An 18,557-nucleotide genomic window follows, 5' to 3' on the forward strand; every position below is an offset into this window, starting at 1 on the left:
GGTGCCGGCCTGCCAACCCGATCCTGCCGACCCGAACGTGCCTGTGCGCCGGAACACCCCCGGGTGCCATCGCGTACGGAATTCGATGCGCGATTCCGCTACGGCGTTCAGGAACGCCCATCCCGACGCCGACGCCAGGAGACCATCGCCCCGTGCCGCATGCGACCGAGCTGATCGCCATCATCGCCCTGGGCCTCGTGATCGCCTTCGTGTTCGGCATGCTGGCGCAACGCCTGCGGCTGCCGCCGCTGGTCGGCTACCTCGTAGCCGGCATCGCCATCGGGCCGTTCACGCCGGGCTTCGTCGGCGACCAGAAGCTCGCCGGCCAGCTCGCCGAGATCGGCGTCATCCTGCTGATGTTCGGCGTCGGCCTGCACTTCTCGATCAAGGACCTCATGGCGGTGCGCACGATTGCGCTGCCCGGCGCCGTGGTGCAGATCGCGGTGGCGACCGCGATGGGCGGCGGCCTGGCGCTCGCCTGGGGGTGGGGCCTCGGCGCCGGCTTGGTGTTCGGCCTCGCCCTGTCGGTGGCGAGCACGGTGGTGCTGCTGCGGGCGCTGGAGGAGCGCAACCTGCTCGACAGCGACAAGGGCCGCATCGCGGTCGGCTGGCTCATCGTCGAGGATCTCGCGATGGTCCTCGCCTTGGTGCTGCTGCCGGCGCTGGCGCCCTCGCTCGGCGGGAGCGCCGGTACCGGCGACCATGCCACGGGCAACACCCTCGCGCAGGCGCTCTCCGGCTATCTCGGCGACAGCATCTGGCTCACCCTCGGGCTGACGCTCGCCAAGGTCGGCGTCTTCACCACCCTGATGCTGGTCGCAGGCCGCCGCATGGTGCCGTGGCTGCTCGACCAGGCGGCCCGCACGGGATCGCGCGAGCTGTTCACCCTCGCCGTGCTCGCGCTCGCGCTCGGCATCGCCTTCGGCTCGGCGGAGCTGTTCGGCGTGTCCTTCGCCCTCGGCGCCTTCTTCGCCGGCATGGTGCTCGCCGAGTCCGACCTGAGCCATCAGGCCGCGGCCGATTCCCTGCCGCTGCAGGACGCGTTCGCGGTGCTGTTCTTCGTCTCGGTCGGCATGCTGTTCGACCCCGGCATCCTCGTGCGCGAGCCGCTCTCGGTGCTGGCGGTGCTCGGCGTGATCCTGCTCGGCAAGTCGATCGCCGCGGTGGCGATCGTGCTGGCGTTCAAGCATCCGGTCGGCACCGCGCTCACCATCGCCGCGAGCCTGGCGCAGATCGGCGAGTTCTCCTTCATCCTCGTCGGGCTCGGCCTGTCGCTGAAGCTGCTGCCGGAGGAGGGGCGCGACCTCATCCTCGGCGGGGCGCTGCTGTCGATCACGCTGAACCCGTTGTTCTTCGTGCTCGCCGCGCGGGTGGAGCGCTACCTCGCCGACAGGCCCGACCTCGCGCGCCGGTTCGAGCGGCGCGGCGCCGATGCGATCGCCGTCGCCGAGCCCGCCAAGCCCCATCGCGGCCACGCGATCATCGTCGGCTACGGCCGGGTCGGCAGCGGGATCGGCAAGGCGCTCGACGCCTGGGACCTGCCCTTCGTCGTGGTCGATCGCGACCGCCGGCGGGTGCTCGACCTGCGCGCCTCGGGCCTGGAGGTGGTGTTCGGCGATGCGCTGGCGCCGGGCATCCTCGCCGCCGCCGACATCGCGCAGGCCCGCCTCCTGGTGATCGCGACACCGGATTCGCACTATGCGCGCCGGCTGGTCGAGATCGCCCGGGAGGCGAACCCGGGGATCGACACCCTGATCCGCACCCACAGCGACGCCGAGCGCCGCCGGATGGAGGAGGAGAAGGTCGGGCTGGTGCTGATGGCCGAGCGCGAGCTCGCCTTCGGCATGACCTTCTATGCCCTGCGCAGCCTCGGCCTGACCGAGGGCGAGGCCCGCCTCTTCGTCGATGCGAGCCGCGCCGACAGCCGCGCCGAGGCGCCGACGGAGGCCGAGATCGATCCATCGCCGGAACTCCGGCCGCACAAGGAGGAGCCGGCGGCGGGGTGAGCGCCGGCCGCGTCGTCCTAGGCCGCCAGCGCGCGCCCCAATTCCGCGACCCGACGCAGGTCGTCGACGAAGGTCGCGTAGGCCTCCTCCTTCGCCTCGTCCGGCAGGCGCAGCAGGTAGGAGGGGTGGACGGTGATGAAGCCCTGGAAGCGGTCGTCGAGGCGCTCGAACCGGAACGGGCCGCGGGCGCGGGTGATCGGGATCTGCTTGCCCGTCAGCGCCAGCACAGCCGTCGCGCCGAGCGCGACGACGAGCTTCGGGGCGACGAAGTCCAGCTCGCGATCGAGCCACCAGCGGTAGTGGCTGACCTCGCCCGCGGTCGGCTTCTGGTGGATGCGGCGCTTGCCGCGCTCCTCGAACTTGAAGTGCTTGACGGCGTTCGTGAGGTAGCTCGCCGCGCGGTCGAGACCCGCTTCCGCCATCGCCCGCGACAGCAGCTGGCCGGCGGGCCCGACGAAGGGGCGGCCCTGCCGGTCCTCGTGGTCGCCCGGCTGCTCGCCGACGAAGGCGATGGTCGAGCCGATGCGGCCCTCGCCGAGCACGGCCTGCGTCGCGCCCGGCACCAGCGGCTCGGAACGCTTGATGATCGCGTTCAGCGCCTCGAGGGTCTTCGGCGCCTGGTCGGACATCGCCGCCACCGCCTTGGCCGGATCGCGCTTGATCGTCATCTGGGGGGCCCTTTCGATCATCTGCGTGGTTCGGGTCGCGGCCGCGCGGACGAGGCCGGGGATGGCGGCGGTCTCCGGCATGTTGTGCCAGTACTTCTTCGGCATCTCCGCCCGCATCGCCTTGAGGTTGGTACGGGCCGGGTTGAACGTGCTCTCGTAATAGTCCCGCCAGCCGGCCTCGAATCCATCGCCCGCCGGCAGCTGCGCCTTGTCGCCCGGCGGTCCGAAGGTCAGCGCCGTGCGGTCCCAATGCGCCGAGCCGTCCGGCGTCAGGATCGTCCAGTCCATGGCGCGGAACCGGTCGACGAAGAACGGAGCCGCCGCCTCAAGGATGTGGTTGTCCGGCTCGAACCACGCGACGAAGCGTTCGCCCGTATCGGTTTCGATACGGCGAAAGCGCAGGAACGCGTGCATCTTGTGCAGGTCGCGGGCGATCGCCTTGCACATCCCGTTGAGGCGGTGAACCAGCGGGTCGCTCGCCACCTCCGGCAGGTGGCGCTCGCCGCGGAGCACGCGCCAGACCAGGGTGTGGAGCAGCGCGTAGCGCTCGGGATCGCGGTGGGGCACCACCATCGGGATCAGCCCAGCCACGGGCTTCGGCAGCGCGACCGGCGGCGCGTCGGGCTCGTCGCTGGCGGACGTGCCGAACAAGCCGGGCGCATCGCCCGCCGACCACGTGACGCGATCGGGCGGAACCCCGTCGGCGACCAGCCGGCACAGGGCAGCGCGGAAGCCATCGAGATCGGCACCGGGGCGCAGGTGGATCGTACGATGCGCGCTGTCTGTCCCTCCCCCCTGTGCGGGGGAGGGGAGTGTCGCCGCGCATCCATCAGAACAGGCTCAGCTGCTGCGCCGGCTCCACCAGACGGCTGCGCAGATCGAGCCGATCGGTGAGCCCACCCGGCGTGTAGTCGGCCGCGATCAGGAACGGGCGGGCGCGCTTCAGTGCCGAGGACAGCCGCGCCACGTCGTCGAGGCGCAGGCGCGTGTGGCGGCGCGCGCGGATGATCTTGTCGACCGCCCGCGCCCCGAGGCCGGGGACGCGCAGCAGCATCTCGCGGTCGCCGGTGTTCACGTCCACGGGGAAGCGGTGGCGGTTCTTCAGTGCCCAGGCGAGCTTCGGGTCGATGTCGAGGGAGAACATCCCGTCGTCGGCCGCATCGGCGACGTCGTCGGCGGAGAAGTCGTAGTACCGGATCAGCCAGTCGGCCTGGTAGAGCCGATGCTCGCGCTGGAGCGGCGGCGCCTTCAGCGGAAGGATGCCGGAGCCTTCCGGGATCGGGCTGAAGGCCGAGTAGTACACTCGTTTGAGCCCGACGCTGCCGTAGAGATGCGCGCTCTTGCGGATCAGCGCCTCGTCGGTGGTCGCGTCGGCCCCGACGATCACCTGCGTCGACTGCCCGGCCGGCGAGAAGCGCCGCCGCTCGGCCTTGGCCTCGACGATGCGCTCGGCCACCTGCGCCATCGCCCCGAGGATCGTCGCGCCGTCCTTCTCGGGGGCGAGCTTCTGCAGGCTCGCCTCGGTCGGCAGCTCGACGTTGATCGAGAGGCGGTCGGCGTAGAGGCCGGCTTCCTCGATCAGCCATGGGCTCGCCTCGGGAATCGACTTGAGGTGGATGTAGCCGCGGAACCCGTGGTCGCGCCGCAGCGACTTCGCCACCCGCGTCAGCAGCTCCATCGTGTAGTCGGGCGACTTGATGATGCCGGAGGAGAGGAACAACCCTTCGATGTAGTTGCGCTTGTAGAACTCCACCGTCAGCGTCACGACATCCTGCACCGAGAAGCGCGCCCGCTCGACGTTCGAGGAGCGGCGATTGATGCAGTAGGCGCAATCGAACAGGCAGTAGTTCGTCAGCAGGATCTTCAGCAGCGAGATGCAACGCCCGTCCGGAGTGTAGGCGTGGCAGATCCCCGATCCGGTGGTCGAGCCGAGCTCGTCCTTGCCGGCCTTGCGCTTCGGCGCGCCGGACGACGAGCACGAGGCGTCGTACTTGGCGGCATCGGCGAGGATGCGCAGTTTCTTGGCGAGCGTTTCATCCATCGAACAAACAATGAACCCGGGGAGCGTGAATACAAGGCGTCGGCCGGCGTTGCCCCCGGGCGGCGATGCCGCACCCCGCCTGCCTTTCGCGGGGCGCGGCTCTGAAGACCGATCAGCCCTGCTTGAGGGTGGCCTTCAGGGTGATCTCGCAGTCCAGAACCTTCGAGATCGGGCAGCCGATCTCGGCGGCATGCGCCAGCGCGTCGAACTTGGTCTTGTCGATGCCCGGGATCGCCGCGGTCAGCGTCAGCGCGGACTTCGTCACCTTGAAGCCGGCACCGTCCTTCTCGAGCGTCACGACCGCCTCGGTGGTCATCTCGGTCGCGGCCAGACCGGCTTCCTGCAGCTGGAACGCCAGCGCCATGGTGAAGCAGCCGGAATGCGCCGCCGCGATCAGCTCTTCCGGATTGGTCCCGGGCTTGTCCTCGAAGCGCGTGTTGAAGCCGTAGGGCTGCTGCGAGAGCACGCCGGACTGGGTCGTGATCGTGCCCTTGCCGTCCTTGCCATTGCCCTGCCAGACAGCGTGCGCCTTGCGGTTGATCATCGAAGCTCTCCAGGGTTCGCGGTGGCGCGCACGACCGTGCGCGACGTCACCGTCGATGACCGGCCAAGTGGCGCAGGCTCCGGCGAGTTCCAGGCTCAGGCCCCGTCGGGCACCTCCTCGGCGTCGACGGTGCGGCGCGCGAGATCGTAGCCGAAGCCGGCCCGCGCCAGCGCCGCCAGATCCCGGTCGCGGTGGAGAGCGCGGATGTCCGGGCGGCGGAACGGCCCGAGCCGCCGCCGCTTGGCGTAGGCGAAGGCGGCCTTCTCCTCGATCGCCGCCGAATCCGCCTCGGGCACGGCCTCGCGCTCGGCCTCCATCGCGGTCTCGACCGCATCGCGCGACAGGCCCTTGGCCGACAGCTTGGCCGAGGCGCCGCGGGAAGAGGTGCCGCGCCGGCGCAACGTCGCGAGCCGCGCAGTCGCGAAGCGCGCGTCGTCGACCAGCCCGGCGGAGACCGCCCGCGCCACCGTCGCCTCGATCATCTCGAAGAAGGCGCTCGCCTCCTCGCCGCGGGCCCGGGCGCGCTTCTCGACCCGCCGCCGCAGCGTCCGGCGCAGCATCTCCACCGAGGCGCTGTAGCGCTCGAGGTAGTGCAACGCCGCCCGCTCGAGATAGGCGGCCGTGACGGGCGGCGCGGGCCTTGCAGCGCGGGCCGCACCGGAGTCTGCAACAGTTGCGCGTTTCACGGGTTCTTCACGATCCGGACAGGTTTCGGTTTCATGGATCAGCCATGGAACCCAGGCAACGCGGCAGCATCGGTCATGGTCTCCTCCCCGCAGCATCGGCCATCCTGTTGAGACGCGAGTGGCTCCTCGTGCTGCTCGCTCTCGGGCTCGCCGCCACCGCGGCGGCGGTGGTCTACCTGTCCCGTCCGACCACGCTGACCGTAGCGGTCGGGCCGCAGGACGGCCCCGAGGCCGCGCTGATGGAGGCCTACGCCAACGCCCTGTCCCGCGCCCGCGAGGACGTACGCCTGAAGGTGGTGCGCTACGCCGACGTGCGCGACAGCGCGGCCGCGCTCCAGGCCAACAAGGCCGACCTCGCGGTGGTGCGGCCGGACGTGCTGCTGCCCGAGAACGGCCTGACGCTCGCCATCCTGCACGACGAGGCCCTGATCGTCGCCGCCTCGGAGGCCGGCGAGATCGATGATTTTCCCGACCTTGCACGCCGGCGCCTCGGCATCGTCGTGCGCCACAGCGCCGATATTCCGTTCATCACCAACCTGCTGACCTTCTACGACTTCGTCCCCGCCGCCGCCGACATCCCGGACGGCGAGGAAGCCCCGCCGGGGCAGGTCGTGCTGGTTCCGCTCAAGCCATCCGAGGTCACCGCCGCGATCGCCGAGAAGCGGGTCGACGCGGTGGCGATCATCGCCAGCCCGACCTCCAAGGCCGCGGGCGCTATGGTCCACGCCGTCGAGATCGGCCTTCCCGACAAGAAGGTCGGCCTCGTCTCGGTGCCCGACGGCGACGCGATCCTGCAGCGCTATCCCGAGCTGCAATCCGTCACGATCCCGGCCGGAACCTTCGGCGGGCGCCCGAAGCGTCCGGCCGAAGAGGTCAAGACCGTCGGTGCCTCGTATCGCCTGATGGCACGGGGCACCGTGAGCCGGGTCGCCGTCGCCTCCGCGACGCAGCACCTGTTCGAGTGGCGCTCGCGCCTCGCGGCGGCCGCGCCGATCGTCAGGCTGATGAAGGCGCCCGACTTCGACACCACGGTCGCCGCCACCTCGGCGCGCCTGCCCAACCACCCCGGTGCGGTGGACTACTTCGAGCGCGAGCAGCAGACGTTCCTCGACCGCTACGAGGACTACATCTACCTGCTCGCCTTCTTCGGCGGCACGATCGGCTCCGCCGTCGCCTGGCTCGGCCAGCGCCTCGCCCGCAAGCGGCGCGAGCGGGTCGACATCGTGCTCGACCGCCTGCTCGACGTGATGCGCGAGGTCCGCGCCGCGCCGACGATGGCCGAACTCGACGCCCTGGCGATCGAGGTGGACGATCTCGTCGCCGACGTGGTGCGCTACGCCCGCGAGCGCTCGATCGACGCGCGCACGGTCAGCGCCCTGATTCTGGCGGTGGACGGGGTCCACGCGGCGATCAACGACGGCCGACGCGGGCTTTCCGCCGGGGCCGAGCATCGCCCTGGCGGCCGCACGCGGGCCGCCCGGTCGCTCGCCCTCAACCTCTCGGCCGCCGAATAGGCGAGCCCGGGACGCGGTGTGCCCTATCCCTCGATGATCTCGCGGATGCGGCTGGCCAGCACCTCGACCGGGAACGGCTTGGTGATCATCTGCATGCCCGGGTCGAGGCCGCCGTTGCCGAAGATCGCGTTCTCGGCATAGCCGGTGATGAAGAGGATCTTCAGCCCGGGCCGCACCAGCCGGGCGCGGTCGGCGAGCTGGCGTCCGTTGAGGCCGGGCAGGCCGACGTCGCTGACCATCAGGTCGATCCGCGCGCGCGACTCCGCGATGCGCAGGCCGGCCGGCCCGTCGGCGGCCTCGAGGGCGTGGTAGCCGAGCTCGCCCAGCACCTCGACGATGAGATCGCGCACCACCGGGTCGTCCTCGACGACGAGCACCGTCTCGCCGCGCTCGGCGCGCAGGGCCGTGGCGATCCCGGGACCGGTGCCCTCGGCCGCCGCCTCGCCGCGGTAGCGCGGCAGGTAGATCTTGATCGTCGTGCCCGATCCCAGCTCCGAGTAGATCTTGGCGTGCCCCTCCGATTGCTTGGCGAAGCCGTAGATCATCGACAGGCCGAGGCCGGTACCCTGGCCCAGCGGCTTCGTGGTGAAGAACGGGTCGAAGGCCTTGGCGGCCACGTCCGCGCTCATGCCGGTGCCGGTGTCGGTCACGCAGACGCAGATGTACTGGCCCGGTTCCACCTCCGGATGCAGCCGCGCGTAGGCCCGATCGAGGTGGGTGTTGCAAGTCTCGATCACGAGGCGGCCGCCGTCCGGCATCGCGTCGCGGGCGTTGATCGCGAGGTTGAGCAGCGCGTTCTCGAGCTGGTGCGGGTCGCAGAGCGTGAGCCACAGGCCGCCGGCGGTGACGATCTCCAGGTTGACCTGCTCCGTCAGCGTCCGACGCAGCATGTCCTCCATGCCGGCGATCAGGCCGTTGGCGTCGGTGGGCTTCGGCTCCAGCGGCTGGCGGCGGGCGAAGGCCAGCAGGCGGTGGGTCAACGCGGCGGCGCGGTTGGCCGAGGACAAAGCCGCGGTGGCGTACTTCTCGATCTGCTCGGTCCGGCCCTGCTTGATCCGGGTCTGCATCAGGTCGAGCGAGCCGACGATGCCGGTGAGCAGGTTGTTGAAGTCGTGGGCGATGCCGCCGGTGAGCTGTCCGACCGCCTCCATCTTCTGCGCCTGGCGCAGCAGCCCCTCGACCGCACGCTGCTCGGTGATGTCGCGGCCGACGATGTAGAACAGGTCGCCTTCCGGCACCGCGTTCCAGGAGATGGTGAGGCGTTCGCCGTCCTTCCGGATGACGTGGTCGACGAAGCCGTCGACGGTCTCGCCGCGGGCGAGCTGCGCGACGACCTCGGCGGTCTCGGCATGGTCGGCGGTGTCGATGATCGTCGCGAACGGCTCGCCGAGGAGTTCCTCGCGGCTCCAGCCGAGCACCCGCGTCCAGGCCGGGTTGACCGCCTTGAGGTAGCCGTCGAGCCCGGCCGTACCCATCAGGTCGGTCGTGGTCTCCCAGAGCCGGTTGCGCTCGCGGGTGCGCGATTCGACCTCCCGCGTCAGCGCGGCCTCGATCCGCGTCCGGTCGGTGATGTCCTGCACGAAGGCGTAGAAGCCGTCGACGGCGCCGTCGCCATCCCGCCGCGGGATGTAGCGGATGTCCGCGACGCGCTCGCGCCCGTCGGGATGCGGCCACTCCATCTCGAAGCGGACATCCTCCCCGCCGAGCGCCGCGGCGAAGGCCGGCCTACGCCGCGCGAAGCCGTCCTCGTCCACGAGGTCGCGGACGGTACGGCCGATCACTTCGGAAAGCGGGCGCGAGAACCACGTCTCGTAGGCGGCGTTCGCGAAGCGGTAGGTCAGCGTCGGATCGATGAAGGCGATCAGGCTCGGGAGCGCGTCGGCCACCAGGCGAAGCTCGCGCGCAGCCGCGCGGACCGCGTCCTCGGCGTCGCGACGCTCGGTGATGTCGAAGCTCACGCCCGGGAACTGAACGGGGCGGCCGTCCGCATCGAGCACGCACTGCCCTTGCGCCGCGACCCAGCGCACGCCGTCCGGCTGGACGAGCCGGTACTCGGCCGCGAAGTCGCCGCCCGTCCGCATCGCCGCCGCGATCCGCTCCTGCACGGCGGGCAGGTCGTCAGGATGGATGCCGCCGAAGAACTCGGCGATCGGCGCGCCGGCAACGGCCCGGTCGGGATCGACGCCGTAGAGGCGGGCGAAGCGGGCATCCGCGGTGACGCGGTCGGCCGCGACGTCCCAGTCCCAGGTGCCGATGCCGTCGCCGGCCGAGAGCGCGAGGTCGAGCCGGCTGCGGCTGTCCTCGCGGTCCTTTTCCGCCAGGATCTGCGCCGTGGTCTCCCGCGTGATGCAGATCATGCCTGCGACCGCGCCGTCGTCGTCGTGGACCGGCGAGTACGAGAAGGTCCACCAGGTCCGCTCGGGCTGCCCGCGGCGGTGTATCGTCAGCGGCAGGTCGCGCACCGACACGCCTTCGCCCGCGAGCGCCCGGGCGCAGAGCGGCCCGATCTCCGGCCACAGGTCCGCCCACAGCTCCGGAAACCGCACGCCGAGCGCACGGGAGACGCGATCGCCCAGCACCTCGCGATAGGCGTCGTTGAAGAAGCTGACGAGGTCCGGCCCCCAGGCCAGGAACATCGGCACCGGGCAGGCGAGTATCGTCGCGAGCGTGGTGCGGAGCGCCACCGGCCATTCCGCCAGCGGGCCGAGCACCGAGCCGGACCAATCCTTCATCAGGATCTCGCGGCCGGTCTCGCCGCCCTCGGCGAGGAAGCGGAACTTCGGGTCCTCGATGCCGATCGTCACCGGGTCGGTCTCGGCACGGTCCGGTCGCGATCCGGACGTCGGCCGAGGCGGCGTTCCTGGCGGGCGGTGGCTGTCGAAACGTCGGTCCGGAACATCGCAGGAGGGATGTCGGCAAGTCCGATGGGTGTCAACGCGGGTCCGGCGGGTCCTGCTCTCAGGCGGCGACCCGCCCTTCGAGCGGGAAGACCTTCGCCGGGTTCATCAGCCAGTGCGGGTCGAAGACGTTGCGCACCCGCATCTGCTGCTCCAGGTCGGCCTGCGTGTACTGGAAGCGCATCAGCTCGCGTTTCTCGATGCCGACGCCGTGCTCGCCGGTAAGGCATCCGCCGACCTCGACGCAGAGCTTGAGGATCTCGTCGCCCGCGGTCTCGGCCTTCTGCAGCTCGCCGGGCTTGTTGATGTCGAACAGGATCAGCGGGTGCAGGTTGCCGTCGCCGGCATGGAACACGTTGGCGACGCGAAGCCCCTGCGCCTTGCAGATCGCGCCGATGCGCTCCAGCACCACGGACAGCTGCCCGGTCGGGATCGTGCCGTCCATGCAGATGTAGTCGGAGATGCGCCCCGTGGCGCCGAAGGCCGACTTGCGGCCCTTCCAGATCGCGGCGGATTCGGCCTCCGACTTCGAGACCCGGATGCTCGTCGGGCGGAAATCCTGCGCGATCGCCGCGATGCGGGCGAGCATCGCCTCGCACTCGGTGTCCGAGCCCTCGACCTCGATGATCAGCATCGCCTCGGCGTCGCGCGGGTAGCCGGCCTGCGCGAAATCCTCGGTGATCAGGATCGCCTCGCGGTCCATGTACTCGATCGCAACCGGGATGATGCCGGCGGCGATGATCGCCGCGGTGCAGGCGCCGGCATCCTCGACCGACGAGAAGCCGACGAGCGCCGGGCGCGCGCCCTCGGCCGCGCGCAGGATCCGGACGGTCGCCTCGGTGACGATGCCGAGCTGCCCCTCCGAGCCGCAGATCAGCCCGAGCAGGTCGTAGCCGCCGGCATCGAGATGGTCGCCGCCGATCTCGACCACGGTGCCGTCGTTCATCACCAGCGTCACGCCCATCAGGTTGTTGGTGGTGACGCCGTACTTGAGGCAGTGCGCCCCGCCGGAATTCATCGCGATGTTGCCGGCGATGGTGCAGGCAAGCTGGCTCGACGGGTCGGGCGCGTAGAAGAAGCCCTCGTGGCCGACCGCGCCCGAGATCGCCAGGTTGGTGATCCCGCTCTGGACGCGGGCGATGCGGTTCTCGAAATCGAGGGCGAGCACCTGGGTCATCTTCCCCACGCCGAGGATGATCGCATCCTCCTGCGCGATGGCGCCGCCGGCCAGCGACGTGCCGGCGCCGCGCGGCACCACGCGGACGCCGTGGGCGTGGCAATAGGCCATCACCGCGGAGACCTCGGCGGTGGTCGAAGGCAGGACCACCGCCAGCGGCATCTTGCGGTAGGCGGTGAGCCCGTCGGTCTCGAAGGCGCGGCGCTCGTCCTCCGTGGTCACCAGGGCCTCGGGGCCGACCAGCGGCCGCAGGCCGGCGACGATCGCGTCGCGGCGGGCGACGACGCCGGCATCGGGCTCGGGGAAGCGGATGGACATGGCGAAACCTCCGGATTTCGTCGATCCGATCGTCACCGCCTCAGGCCCTTCAGCCGCCGCTCAGGAGCGTGGGCCTAGACGGGTTCCGCGGCGGTGCGGGGACCGTTTGGAGATCAGTCTATCGCACTCCCGGCGGGTCCGCACCGTCGGGCGAAGGGGCGGCTCAAAGGCGACTGAGAGGCTACTGCAACGTTTAGTCGCACCGGCACATCGGCGTGAACGGCGTTTGCACCTTCGACCTGTTCCAATCGACCAAGCTCTGCCATAAGCCTGACGGCCATAGCCGTCATAATGGAGGAAATCCCGATGCGTCATGTCATCCTCGGCGCCGCCCTTGCCCTGCTCTTGCCGATCGCCGCTCAGGCGGAAGGCGATGCGGCCGCCGGCGAGAAGGCGTTCGCACCCTGCAAGTCCTGCCACAACTTCGAGAAGAACGGCGTCGGCCCGAACCTCAAGGGCATCGTCGGCGAGAAGGCCGGCGAGGGCCGCGACGGCTACGCCTTCTCCGCGGCGCTGAAGAACTCGGGCATCACCTGGGACGAGGCGAATCTCAAGGAGTGGCTGGTCGACCCGAAGAAGAAGGTCCCCGGCACCAAGATGGTCTTCCCGGGCATCAAGGACGAGAAGAAGGTCGAGGACATCATCGCCTACCTCAAGTCCAAGACCTGAGCGATCGACGACCCGGCCATTCAGGTCAGGCCGAGGGCCGTTCCCGCTCACGCGGGGACGGCTTTTTTTCTTTGCGGTCGCCGAGTTTCGCAGGAGTCGACATTGCCGGCCCGATCAGGCGTCGGTGCCGTCGTGCAGGCCGGTGCGGAGGGTGACGAGATGGTCGAGCAGGGCGCGGCGCCCCGCGACGTCAAGGCCGGTCATGCCGCCGGCCTGATCGGGAATGCAGGCCAGCGGCTTGCGCAGGGCCCGGCCGGAATCGGTCAGGAAGATGCTGACCTGGCGCTCGTCCGCACGGTCGCGGGCGCGCCGGACCCGGCCCGACGCCTCGAGCCGCTTCAGCAACGGCGTGAGCGTCCCGGAATCGAGGAACAGCCGCGTCCCGATCTCCTTTACCGACAACCCTTCCTCCTCCCACAGGACGAGAAGCACGAGGTATTGCGGGTAGGTGAGGTCGTGCTGGCCCAGCAGCGTGCGATAGGCGCGGCCGAAGGCATGCGCCGCGGCGTAGACGGCGAAGCAGAGCTGGTTGTCGAGGCGCTGCGAGTCCGCGGACGCCTCCGGGACGATTGCGGGCTTCCTCGGCGCTCGCCGCTGCGAGCCTTGCCGAACGGACATGGGCTTTTCGACTCCGGTTGACGACGCTGGTCAAATCCCAGCACGAATTCGGTCAGGCGTAGGCACAGATCTGACGCAGTATCTCGGTCGGGCAATATCTTAGCCAGCACGGAGCGATTGCACAATCTACGCGATCATCCTGCGGCTTTTCGAGACGGACTACCCTTTCCAATCCTTCAGCGCAGCGAAGGGGCTGCCCGAGCGATCCGGCGGCGGCGGATTGAGAATCGGCTCGACCTGGGCGATCGCGTCGGCGAGCGAGAAGGCCGAGCCGGCGGGCAGCTTGCCGCCGGCGGCGTCCTTGTGGCCGCCGCCGCGGAACTTGCGCGCGGCATCCAGGGCGGTCTCGTCGTTCGAGCGGAACGACAGGGAGCCCGTGCGCTGGACGTTGCACACCCGCTTGGCGCCGCCGCGATCCATGATCAGGTCCGAGACGCGCTGGAAGGTGCCCGAATCGAGGCCGAACGAGAGCAGGGTCCCGTCCGAGAGGGGGCGGAACAGCACGTCCGAGCGCGCGAGCACGCGGGCGATCCGCATCCGCGTGGTCAGGTTGCGGTCGTCGTCGTCCTCCCCATCGAGGAGCCGATCGAGGACCTGCCGGCGCAGCGCGGCGACCCGGGTCTCGATCTCGGCGGGCGCCAGGCCTTCGTCGATCAGCCCCGAGACCGCGCGGAGCAGCGCCACGACGAAGCGGTCGTGCCAGGGGTGGCCGACCGGCACGAGGTTGCCGACGTTGTCCCAGAACACCTCGTCGAGCATCAGCCCGCCGGCGAAGGTCGGGCGCTCCTTCTTCCACAGGTCGAGGGCGTCCACCGCCTCGACCAGGGCGTTAAGATCCTCGCCCTCGCGCGTCGCGTAGAGGCTGCGGTTGGCGTGCGCCATCCGCGTGGCGCAGCAGGTCTCGTCGATCAGGACGACGACGTCCGGGTCGTCCAGCTCGAAGCGCTTCGGCGAGGCCGCTTCGTCCACCGGCTCGACCCCGTGCTGGCGCAGCTGGTCGATCGACGAGGCGTGATGGTCGAGGACGATCAGGCGGTGGCGGGCATCCTCGCCCCGCTTGCGGTTCATCGCGACGAAGCTCTTGAGGAACTTCACCGCCACCGGCTCGAGCCCGAGATCGGTCATGATCAGCGTCTCGGAGGCTTCCGCCTTCGACAGGCGCTTCAGCTCCTCCTCGACCACCGGGCCGACATCGGAGTAGCGCGGCACGTGGACGATCCGCGCGACGTCGACGTGGTTGCCGACGATCGCCACGGCGCCGTAGCCGTCGAGGTCGTGATGGGTGATCTGGGTGACGGTCACGGGGCGGTCCTCGGGAGCGATCTCGCCGCCTTATGCGGCACGGCGCGGCCCGGGGCGAGCCCTGCCGAGGCGTGCCTCAATGATACGGGTCGGCGGCGTCCCGAAGCCCGTCGCCCAGGAAGTTGAACGCCAGCACCGTCACCAGCACGGGCACCACCGGCAGCAGCAGCCAGGGGTAGAGCTGCACCGCCGAGAGGTTCTGGGCGTCGTTGAGCAGCACGCCCCAGCTCGTCACCGGCGGCCGAAGGCCGAGGCCGAGGAACGACAAGGCAGTCTCGCCCAGGATCATCGTCGGGATCGAGAGCGTCGCCGAGGCGATCAGGTGGCTCATGAAGTTCGGGATCAGGTGCCGGCCGATGACGCGGGCGGGCGAGGCGCCCATCAGCTCCGCCGCCTGCACGAAATCCTCCTCGCGCAGCGCCAGCAGCTTGCCGCGCACGGCGCGCGCGAGGCCCGGCCAATCGAGCAGCCCGAGGATGATGGTGATGCCGAAGAACACCCAGAGCGGGCTCCAGCTCGGCGGCAGCGCCGCCGACAGGGCGAGCCAGAGCGGGAGCTCGGGCAGCGAGCGCACCACCTCGATCAGCCGCTGCACCGCCGCGTCGACGAAGCCGCCGAAGTAGCCGGCGATGCCGCCGAGCAGGAGCCCGAGCGCGAACGAGATCGCGACGCCGACGAGGCCGATCACCAGCGAGACCCGCGCGCCGTAGATCATGCGCGAGAGCAGGTCGCGGCCGAGCCGGTCGGTGCCCAGCAGATAGAGCGTCCCGCCCTCGGACGGGCAGACGAGGTGCCGGTCGCCCCGGCCGAGCCAGAGATGAGCGTAGGCGTCGCCGCGGCAGAAGAAGCGCAGCGGCTGCGGCGTGACGGCGTCGGTGACGTAGCCGCGGCGGAAGGTCTCCATGTCGAGCTCGGCCCGGTACGGATAGACGAACGGCCCGACGAACCGCCCCTCGTGGAACAGGTGCACCGCTTGCGGCGGCGCGAACAGGTAGTCGCCGTTGCGCCTCGCCTGCTCGTAGGGGGCCAGGAACTCGACGAAGGGCACGGCGGCGTAGAGTGCCAGGAGCACGAGCGCCGAGGCGACGGCGATGCGGTGGCCGAGGAACTTCCGGAAGATCAGCCGCCAAGCCGAGGCGTAGGCCGTGCCGGAATCACGCCCGCCGCCGGCCTCCGGATCGAACGGCGCCGGGTCGACGAAGTGAGGTGCCACGGGTGCCGTCTCGGGCACCATCAGCGTGCCCCCATGCGGATGCGCGGATCGAGCCAGACCAGGACGAGGTCCGAGATCAGCATGCCGACGAGCGTCAGCAGCGCGACGAACATCAGGATGAAGCCGGCCATGAACTGGTCCTGGCTCTTCAGCGCGTCGAGCAGCAGCGGGCCGACGGTCGGCAGGCTCAGCACCAGCGAGACGAGCACCGATCCGGAGACGAGGTGCGGCAGCAGGTTGCCGATGTCGGCGACGAACGGGTTCAGCGACATCCGGAACGGATACTTGAGCAGCGCCCGCAGCGGCGGCAGGCCCTTGGCCCGCGCGGTCACGGTGTAGGGCTTCGCGAGCTCGTCGAGCAGGTTCGCCCGCATCCGCCGGATCATCGCCGCCGTGCCGCCGAGCCCGATCACGAGCGTCGGCACCGCGAGGTGGGCCAGCAGCGACTGGACCTTCGGCCAGTCCCAGGGCTTGCCGGTGAAGGATGCGTCGTAGAGGCCGCCGATCGACAGGCCGAACCAGATGTTGGCGTAGAACAGCAGGATCAGGGCCAGCATGAACCCGGGCACGGCGAGGCCGACATAGCCGAGCACGGTGACGACCGCGTCGCCCGCGGTATGGCGATGCGTCGCCGAGTAGATCGCGATCGGGATCGCGACGAGATGGACGAAGACCAGGGCCGCGAGGTTGACCACCAGCGTCAGCCAGAGCGCATCGCCCACCACCTCGGAAACGGGGCGATCGTACTCGAACGACCAGCCCCAATCGCCCTGCAGCAGCCCGGAGAAGCCCGCCGGGCCGGGCATCAGCCCGATCCAGATCAGGTACTGCTCGTAGACCGGCCGGTCGAGGCCGTATTGCCGGATCAGCAGCTCGGCCTTGGCGACGGACGCCGCCTCGCCCATGGAGCGCAGCTCCATGATCCGGTTCGTCAGGAAGTCGCCCGGCGGCAGCTTGATGATTGCGAAGACGAGGGCGGAGATCACCAGCAGCGTCACCGCCATGGTGAGGACGCGGCGCAGCACGGCGATCGTCATAGCTGGGCCTGGCGTTCGGCCGGGCGGTCCCAGAACATCTCGTCGAGGCGCTGGACGCCGATCATCGCCGTCGGCTCGAAAGCGTACAGCGCCTTGGCCGGCAGGTTGGCGAGATGGCTTGCCGCGACCACCGGCTGCAGCGCGCCCCCGACCGTGCCGATGACCCAGGTGTTCTCGGCGTGGTTCATCAGCATCTCGCGCCAGATCGCCGCCTGCCTGCCCGCGTCGTCGGTGTCGCGCCACTGGCGGTCGAGGTCGATCAGGCGGCGGACGGCCTCGACGTCGCACGCCTCGCCGCTCGCCCCGTGCGTCTCGACGTGAAGGCTCCAGCGCGGCCAGGAATAATGGTCGCTCTGCGCCGGGCTCAGCTCGGTCGGCGGCATGATCGCCGTCGGCACCGCGAGGTCGAGCCCCTGCGCCGCCACCATCACCGTCATCCCGGCCACCGAGCGACGGCGCAGGTTCGTGCGCTCCTGCGGCTTGACCACGAGCTTGATCCCGACCTCGCGCCAGAACTCGCCGATCAGCAGCAGCCCGTCGAGGACCATGGAGACCTCGCCGTCGCTCTCGACGACGAGCTCGAGCAGCCGGCCGTCCGGCATCAGGCGGATGCCGGAGGGGTCGCGCTGGTCGAGGCCGGCGGCGTCGAGCAGTCTTTCGGCCGCCGCCGGATCGTAGCCCGCATGCAGCGTGCGCATCTCGGGCGCGTAGAGCGGGCTCTCGGGGATCAGCGTGTCGTTGCCCTCGGTGCCGAGGCCGAACAGCAGGGTGTTGTTGAGGGTGCGGCGATCGATGGCGAGCGACAGCGCGTGGCGCCAGCGCACGTCGCGGTTGAGGGCGCGCCAGCCGGGATCGAGGGTCGTCAGGTTCGGGTAGAGCGCGATCTCGGAGCCGCGCGCGAGCGGCCACAGGTTGGTGCGGTAGCCGTGCGCGCGCTCGCCCTCCTTGAGGCTCGGGATGTCGGCCATCGTCAGGCCGCGGAACATCAGGTCGGCCTCGCCGGCGTTTGTCTTGGCGACGAGCAGCCCGCTCGAGGCGACGTCCATGACGATGCGGTCGAGATAGGGGAGCTGCGTGCCGGCCGTGTCGACGCGGTGGTAGTAGGGGTTGCGCTCGAACACGAAGCGCGTCGCCGGCGCGCGGGTGCGGGGCCGCCACCCCTGCAGGGTCGGGGCGTCGGGATTGTTCAGCTCGTAGTTGTCGTCCATCCGGTTGTGCAGCGCCGCCCAGCCGCGGAGCTTCTGCGCCTTGGCCGCGGCCTCGGCCTTCTCGCGCCCGACGTATCGCGGATGAACCGGCCTCAAGTAATGCGCCGGGCGGTAGATCAGCGGGTCGCGCGGCGCGGCGAGGGCCGGCAGGAAGCGCGGGTTCGGCCGATCCCAGGTGAAGCGCACGGTGATCGGATCGACGATCTCGACGGTCGGCGGCTTGCCGTCGACCAGCAGGAAATCGGGCGGGCCGCCGGGGCTCAGATCCCTGTCGTTGGCGACGTCCTCCCAGTAGTAGCGGAAATCCTCCGTGGTGAAGGGCTCGCCGTCGGACCAGCGATGGCCCTTGCGCAGGGTGAAGGTGAAGCGGCCGCCCTCGACCGCGACAGCCGCCAGCACGTCGGGCTTCAACACGAGGTCCGCATCGTAGCCGACGAGGCGGGTGTATCCGTAGACCGAGAGGTAGCGCACGTCCCGCGCCTTGGCGATCAGGGTGCGGATCGTCCCGCCGCTGGTGCCGAGCTTGCGCGCGGCGGCGGCGGGATCGACGACGAGCGGGGTTTCGGGCGGCCCTGTCCGAGGGGTATCCGCGCGGGCGAAACGCGCAGCGGCGAAAACCGTCGAGGCAGTCGCGACGCCGATCAACAATGCACGGCGCG

At 70.3% G+C, this 18,557-nt stretch carries 14 protein-coding genes; 3 read left to right on the forward strand and 11 right to left on the reverse strand.

Annotation, left to right across the window (positions count from 1 at the left end; genetic code table 11):
* Nucleotides 1–152 precede the first annotated feature (152 nt).
* Entirely contained in the window at nt 153–2,006 is a 1,854-nt protein-coding gene (gene ybaL, locus FV230_RS03185) for a YbaL family putative K(+) efflux transporter (protein ID WP_147841222.1), read from the forward strand.
* A 17-nt stretch (nt 2,007–2,023) separates the two neighbouring features.
* On the opposite strand, the gene FV230_RS03190 is transcribed toward ybaL, so the two are convergent.
* The 4 genes from FV230_RS03190 to FV230_RS03205 form a co-directional block, all read right to left on the reverse strand.
* Nucleotides 2,024–3,439: a UdgX family uracil-DNA binding protein gene (locus FV230_RS03190; RefSeq protein ID WP_147841223.1), complete on the reverse strand. Its 1,416-nt coding sequence runs from the start codon at nt 3,437–3,439 to the stop codon at nt 2,024–2,026.
* 64 nt (nt 3,440–3,503) lie between these two features.
* On the reverse strand, nt 3,504–4,715 hold the full coding sequence (locus FV230_RS03195; protein WP_147725011.1) for a putative DNA modification/repair radical SAM protein: 1,212 nt from the start codon (nt 4,713–4,715) through the stop codon (nt 3,504–3,506).
* Nucleotides 4,716–4,827: 112 nt separating this feature from the next.
* On the reverse strand, nt 4,828–5,259 hold the full coding sequence (locus tag FV230_RS03200; protein WP_147841224.1) for an OsmC family protein: 432 nt from the start codon (nt 5,257–5,259) through the stop codon (nt 4,828–4,830).
* Between the two features lie 95 nt (nt 5,260–5,354).
* A complete protein-coding gene (locus FV230_RS03205; RefSeq protein ID WP_243984810.1) occupies nt 5,355–5,945 on the reverse strand; it encodes a RecX family transcriptional regulator in 591 nt (196 codons plus the stop codon).
* Between the two features lie 107 nt (nt 5,946–6,052).
* On the opposite strand from FV230_RS03205, the gene FV230_RS03210 reads away from it, so the two are divergent.
* On the forward strand, nt 6,053–7,459 hold the full coding sequence (locus FV230_RS03210) for a TAXI family TRAP transporter solute-binding subunit (protein ID WP_147725005.1): 1,407 nt from the start codon (nt 6,053–6,055) through the stop codon (nt 7,457–7,459).
* Nucleotides 7,460–7,482: 23 nt separating this feature from the next.
* Here the strand turns inward: FV230_RS03210 and FV230_RS03215 are convergent, their stop codons facing one another.
* The gene (locus FV230_RS03215; protein WP_147841238.1) at nt 7,483–10,191 is read right to left on the reverse strand and encodes a PAS domain-containing sensor histidine kinase; all 2,709 of its coding nucleotides are present in this window, start codon (nt 10,189–10,191) and stop codon (nt 7,483–7,485) included.
* Between the two features lie 226 nt (nt 10,192–10,417).
* Nucleotides 10,418–11,851: an FAD-linked oxidase C-terminal domain-containing protein gene (locus FV230_RS03220; protein ID WP_147841226.1), complete on the reverse strand. Its 1,434-nt coding sequence runs from the start codon at nt 11,849–11,851 to the stop codon at nt 10,418–10,420.
* 306 nt (nt 11,852–12,157) lie between these two features.
* Between FV230_RS03220 and FV230_RS03225 the strand changes: the two genes are divergently transcribed.
* Entirely contained in the window at nt 12,158–12,520 is a 363-nt protein-coding gene (locus FV230_RS03225) for a c-type cytochrome (RefSeq protein WP_147725000.1), read from the forward strand.
* 114 nt (nt 12,521–12,634) lie between these two features.
* On the opposite strand, the gene FV230_RS03230 is transcribed toward FV230_RS03225, so the two are convergent.
* The 5 genes from FV230_RS03230 to FV230_RS03250 all read right to left on the reverse strand — a co-directional run bounded on the left by FV230_RS03230 (nt 12,635) and on the right by FV230_RS03250 (nt 18,546).
* Nucleotides 12,635–13,138, reverse strand: coding sequence for a MarR family transcriptional regulator (locus FV230_RS03230; RefSeq protein WP_147841227.1), 504 nt, complete (start codon nt 13,136–13,138; stop codon nt 12,635–12,637).
* A gap of 159 nt (nt 13,139–13,297) precedes the next feature.
* Nucleotides 13,298–14,440 (reverse strand): dimethylmenaquinone methyltransferase, encoded by a 1,143-nt coding sequence (locus tag FV230_RS03235; RefSeq protein WP_147841228.1) that lies wholly within the window; start codon nt 14,438–14,440, stop codon nt 13,298–13,300.
* A 76-nt stretch (nt 14,441–14,516) separates the two neighbouring features.
* Nucleotides 14,517–15,671, reverse strand: coding sequence for an ABC transporter permease (locus tag FV230_RS03240; RefSeq protein ID WP_246694710.1), 1,155 nt, complete (start codon nt 15,669–15,671; stop codon nt 14,517–14,519).
* A 2-nt stretch (nt 15,672–15,673) separates the two neighbouring features.
* Complete coding sequence (locus FV230_RS03245) at nt 15,674–16,690, reverse strand: ABC transporter permease (RefSeq protein ID WP_147841230.1); 1,017 nt, start codon at nt 16,688–16,690, stop codon at nt 15,674–15,676.
* Nucleotides 16,687–18,546, reverse strand: coding sequence for an ABC transporter substrate-binding protein (locus FV230_RS03250; RefSeq protein WP_246694709.1), 1,860 nt, complete (start codon nt 18,544–18,546; stop codon nt 16,687–16,689). Before FV230_RS03250 ends, FV230_RS03245 begins: the two co-directional genes overlap by 4 nt.
* Between the last annotated feature and the right edge of the window lie 11 nt (nt 18,547–18,557).

The sequence above is a fragment of the Methylobacterium sp. WL6 genome (assembly GCF_008040095.1).
Taxonomy (GTDB): Bacteria; Pseudomonadota; Alphaproteobacteria; order Rhizobiales; family Beijerinckiaceae; genus Methylobacterium.